Origin of the sequence: Anaerovibrio sp., assembly GCF_051866355.1 — a bacterium.
In the GTDB taxonomy this organism is placed as follows: domain Bacteria; phylum Bacillota; class Negativicutes; order Selenomonadales; family Selenomonadaceae; genus Anaerovibrio.
The window spans coordinates 1-3,782 of the sequence record NZ_JBJDWZ010000042.1; the positions used below are offsets into that span (position 1 = coordinate 1).

General features: G+C 52.5%; 7 protein-coding genes. All 7 read right to left on the bottom strand.

Features of this window, described 5'->3' with window-relative positions; translation table 11 throughout:
- On the bottom strand, window positions 1-122 hold a 122-nt coding region (locus ACI3UA_RS02415), incomplete at its 3' end, for a DUF2922 domain-containing protein (RefSeq protein WP_439723247.1).
- A gap of 46 nt (window positions 123-168) precedes the next feature.
- Window positions 169-393, bottom strand: a complete 225-nt coding sequence (locus tag ACI3UA_RS02420; protein WP_439723241.1) for a DUF1659 domain-containing protein — start codon at window positions 391-393, stop codon at window positions 169-171.
- A 64-nt stretch (window positions 394-457) separates the two neighbouring features.
- Entirely contained in the window at window positions 458-679 is a 222-nt protein-coding gene (locus ACI3UA_RS02425) for a DUF2922 domain-containing protein (protein ID WP_439723242.1), read from the bottom strand.
- Between the two features lie 171 nt (window positions 680-850).
- Window positions 851-1,069 carry a DUF1659 domain-containing protein gene (locus tag ACI3UA_RS02430; protein ID WP_439723243.1) on the bottom strand — a complete coding sequence of 73 codons (219 nt, stop codon included), beginning with the start codon at window positions 1,067-1,069 and terminating at the stop codon, window positions 851-853.
- 156 nt (window positions 1,070-1,225) lie between these two features.
- On the bottom strand, window positions 1,226-2,179 hold the full coding sequence (locus tag ACI3UA_RS02435) for a hypothetical protein (protein WP_439723244.1): 954 nt from the start codon (window positions 2,177-2,179) through the stop codon (window positions 1,226-1,228).
- A gap of 80 nt (window positions 2,180-2,259) precedes the next feature.
- A complete protein-coding gene (locus ACI3UA_RS02440) occupies window positions 2,260-3,342 on the bottom strand; it encodes an ATP-binding protein (RefSeq protein WP_439723245.1) in 1,083 nt (360 codons plus the stop codon).
- A 101-nt stretch (window positions 3,343-3,443) separates the two neighbouring features.
- Window positions 3,444-3,662 carry a hypothetical protein gene (locus ACI3UA_RS02445; RefSeq protein ID WP_439723246.1) on the bottom strand — a complete coding sequence of 73 codons (219 nt, stop codon included), beginning with the start codon at window positions 3,660-3,662 and terminating at the stop codon, window positions 3,444-3,446.
- Window positions 3,663-3,782: the final 120 nt, after the last annotated feature.

The window sequence follows — 3,782 nt, forward strand, 5'->3', positions numbered from 1 at the left end:
ATGATATCCTGCATGACACCCTTCACCTCACCGGCGGTAATGCCATCTTTGGGATTGGACAAGGAAATTGTCTTGGTTCCGCTTTCGCCGCGGGTAAAGACCATGTTCAGCTTCTTTGCCATAGATTTTCTCCTTTCTGTTCAGTATTTTGGGCACGGCTGCTGCAGTTTATGCCGCGGCTTTCAGCACATAGCTGTCCACGCGAAGCACATTTTCAAAGCCGTACTTGTAGAGGCCGCCTACCTTCTCGCCGATGGCGGCCATATCATCATCGGACAAATCAGGGTCAAAGCCGCTGATGGTCTTGTTCATGATGATGTTGTCCCCGTTATCGTCCGTGCCGGTAATCAGGGGCAGCTTCAGGGTAGAAGTCTTGTTTTCACGAATAGCCATATCTGGTTCCTCCTTTCATGCAATCACTCTGAATTGATTGCTCCGACGCAATCGCGTGGCGCTATTATGCGGCACTGTCTTCCAGCTCGGTCACGATAACCTCGCTGAGATATGCCTTCTTGATGCCGTCCACAGGCTCACCGGCGGCAAGCACCGCCTTCTTGTCCACAATCGCCTGCATTGCCTCATAAGCCTGGGCTTTCTTGAGGTTTGGATTCGGCTCGCTGATGATAATAGTCTTGGTGCTGGTGCCCTTGGTGAACACCAGATGCAGACTTGCTGGCATAAAAATCACACTCCTTTCATCATACTTGCGTTAGTCATGCCGGTTACGTCAGCTATGTTAGCCATGTTAGCTATTGGCTATGTTAGCCGCATTGGCCATGCCGGGTATGTTGCCTGCTATTCAGCCGCTTTGTCAGGCCGTTTCAGCAGGACATCTTGTCCGGCAGTTCTGTCAGGCCACCAGTGCCGCGGTATCCATACGGACTACCTCGGACAGCGGGCAGGTCTGCAGGCCCGCCAGACTTCCGGCAACGCCCAGAAGCTCATCATCGGTGAGGCTGGCGTTGACATCCTTGAAACTTCTGGTGGAATAGGTGGCCTTGCCGCTTTCATCCACGCCGGTTTCCAGCTTCAGCCTGAAGGCGGAAGCATTCTGTAACCTTGAAGCCATAGAAAACATCTCCTTTCTGAAAATCTTGAAGCCTTGCTCCGCAAGGAACATCCTGTTCCTTACACGCCTATAGTACGTCCATGACATGTCACCGTCAAGCATTTCTCCGAAGATTTTTTTGCCATTATCCGCGCTGTGTATATCCCTCCGGAGGCATTATGCCATGCGCCAGCCCTGCCAGTCGCTGTGGGGGCGGGGAGCGGTCTGCCGGGCGGCATTTTTGTTTGTCTGCCACTGCATGCGGCGCAGTACGCCCTCGCAGTAGTCCAGTGAATCAGCCCCGTTCCGCATCATGATATCCAGTGCCTGCAGGGTAACGGATGCGCCGTAGGAGGCCAGAAAGCGGATGAGCTTCACCCTGTCCTTGGAGGGCGGCTCCCTGTGAAAATACTCCCTGTAGGCATCCGCGCAGAGCAGATAATCCCCGTTGGTGCGGCAGAATTCATTCACGGTCATTTTTCTCCCCACCTGAATAGCCGATTCTCCTGCTGTATCCGTCCTGCCTGTTATATTTTTCTCCTGTACATACTTCGCAGATGTAGCATGGTGGGGATTTTTTGTCTTTTCTTCCTCTTCCCTATTAGGGGAGTTATCAGTCCGGTGTTCACTTTTTGAAAGCTCACCTGAAAACTCTCCTGAACGTTCAGTTTTTGAATGTTCAGTTTTTGATTTTTCATATTTTGAGTGTTCAATTTGTGAATATTCATTTTGTGAAAGGTCATTTGCAGTCTGCCTATCAGGCCCGCATCCCTTTTTGGCACCTTCGGCCGCCGGATATTCCCTGGCGGGAAATTCACCTTTTTCCTGCTCGTTCAGGGGAATCAGGCGGTACTCCATCTGGGTGCGGCTGCCGTTCTTGCTGGCGCGGTAGTCGATGTAGCCCAGCTCTTTCAGAAGACTGCGTATGCTGTAGATGGTGTTGGGACTGCCCACATGGGTAAAGCCCATCAGCTGGCAGATGGTGAACTTCATCCACTCGTTGCGCCAGCGGGCCCTGTTGAAATTGTGAAAGAGCATCAGGTAGAGCAGGACGGCATTGGCAGGCAGGGCATCCTCAAGAGCCCTTGCCATGAAGCTGTTCATCTGAGTGATATAAGAAATTTTCGGCATGGTCGTATGTCTCCTTCAATTCTGCTGTTTTATGCGCTTTGTGTGCGCGTCATATATGTTTCAGATGTTTGTCTGCATTTTTACGCAGTTATAGAAAAAACGTTTTTCGCCCGCAGGCTGCCGCAGTTGTGTTCCAGCACCAGACAGCGCTCCCGCAGTCTGTCCATGATGCGGCCGGAGTACAGTCCTGCCAGCTTCTGCGGTGACAGGTTGGTGGTGATGATGAGGGCCCTGTTGTTGGCGTGCCGCTGAAAGACAATCTGCTCCAGCTTGCTTCTTACAAAATCCGCATGATGTCCCTCGGCGCCCAGGTCGTCCAGCACCAGCAGCGGTACGGTGCAGAGCTTGTGCATGGTGCGGCTGTATTCCTCGCGGTTGGCCTTTTCCAGCATAACCAGCCTGTCCAGCATGCTCATGACCAGCTCGAACCTCGCCTCAATCCCGTGGGCAAAGGCTTCCAGCATGATACTGCAGGCAAAGGTGGTTTTCAGCGTGCCGCAGGGGCCGGTGAGAATCAGTCCCGTGCCGGATTTGCAGCATTTGTCGATGCCGGACAGGTAGTCGCAGATGCGCATGCGGGGATATTCCAGCGCTTCCGGGATGCCACGGCGGCTGACGGCCTCCATGGTGGCTGTCCTGAATGCCAGCGGGATACCCGCTTCCTCCATGCCGCTGTTGCACAGGAATTTCCGTCTGACGGCTTCCCGGTTCTGCCGTTCCTGCTCATCCATGGCCCGCCGCAGGTTCAGCAGTCTTTGCTCTTCTGCCGCGTCCTCCGGTGTTTTTATACCCATCAGCCTGTTCAGCTCGCGGGCTTCCGCCGCCTGCTCCTTTTCCCGCTGGCGGATGCGGATGTTTTTTCGGAGCCGCAACAGGGCGTCCCGCAGTTCCGGCGCCATTTCATTCAGATGGCTGATTTCCTCCTGGGACAGACCGCTGTCGCTGTTACTATCGGTGCCGACGTTGAGGCCGGCATCGGAATTCACATTGGTATCGGTATTGGCATTGGTGTTTATACTTGTATTGATATTGGTATAGGTATTGGTATCGGTGTTGTTAGTGTTAGTTTTATTGTTATGCTGGTCGCTAATGGTGTCGTACTGATGGGGATTATGCTGGTCGTTACAGATGTAACCGCGGGTATCGTTATGGGTATCGCGCATTTTTCTTTCCTCCTCTTGTCTTGTATGCGAATATGTACAGTTTTACACGTTTTCATGGTATGGCAGGATGATTCTCCGCCATACTTGTGTATGCACGGCCTTTATACGGCTTTTCTGCCAGTTTCGGGCTCGGCAATCCGGTAATGTGCCTTGCGGCAGGGATGGGTGACTATCAGCCGTTCTTCGGCCACCAGCTCCCGGCGCAGCTGGCAGAACTGCCCGTGGGAAATCCCCAGATGGCGCAGGATGCGGTATTCCTCCAGCTCCCCCTGTCCCAGCTTTCTGATAACCTTCAGCAAATCATCGGTTGTGGCTTTCATAGTAAAAATCCTCCCAAGCAATAATAATTTCCTTACGATAAGGTCGTATTTTTGTCCCAGTGTGAAATATCGTTCGCATTATATTTAAAACCTCCTTAATTTTGTGAATATTTTTCATAC